Here is a 458-nt window from a genome sequence, read left to right as displayed (position 1 = left end):
CCAGTCTGCCGGATGGATAATGGAGCGCCAGATATCTGCGGCATTTTGAATCACCTCACCCGGAAAAGCAAACTCTTCCACCAGCTTCCTGCTGTACCGGAAGGTATTGGTCGCCATATCGCATACGTACAGATAATCATCCGTACTCTCTACCAGCGCATCATACAGATACTGCTGGTCGTAGTCAAACGCCTCCGGTTTTAAAAGGCGCCATTGGGCTTCGGACGCCGCCAGAACCGACTCTTTTCCCTGCCGCATATGATACTGGCGCTTCTGGTCATACATGCGCTCGTCCACTTCCCGCAGAATATCCGTCACACTCATGGTGTGCTCCGGCTTCAATTCTAAAATTCCCGTACAGAAGCTCAGTTCGTAAGGAATCCTGTCCTGTCTGCGCACTGCCAGCAACCGCTCTTCCACCAGCTTAATCAGTTCATCTGCTTCCTGCTCCGTCTTTC

Annotated in this window: 1 protein-coding gene; it reads right to left on the bottom strand. The window is 52.2% G+C overall.

The features are described from left to right. Positions 1 to 458, bottom strand: a 458-nt coding sequence (locus NE664_13875) for a GGDEF domain-containing protein (GenBank protein MCQ4727722.1), incomplete at both ends; no start/stop codon positions are given.

The sequence above is a fragment of the Anaerotignum faecicola genome, assembly GCA_024460105.1.
In the GTDB taxonomy this organism is placed as follows: Bacteria; Bacillota; Clostridia; order Lachnospirales; family Anaerotignaceae; genus JANFXS01.
Note: the sequence above shows the minus strand (reverse complement) of the source record. Positions and strands in the feature narration are given on the sequence as shown.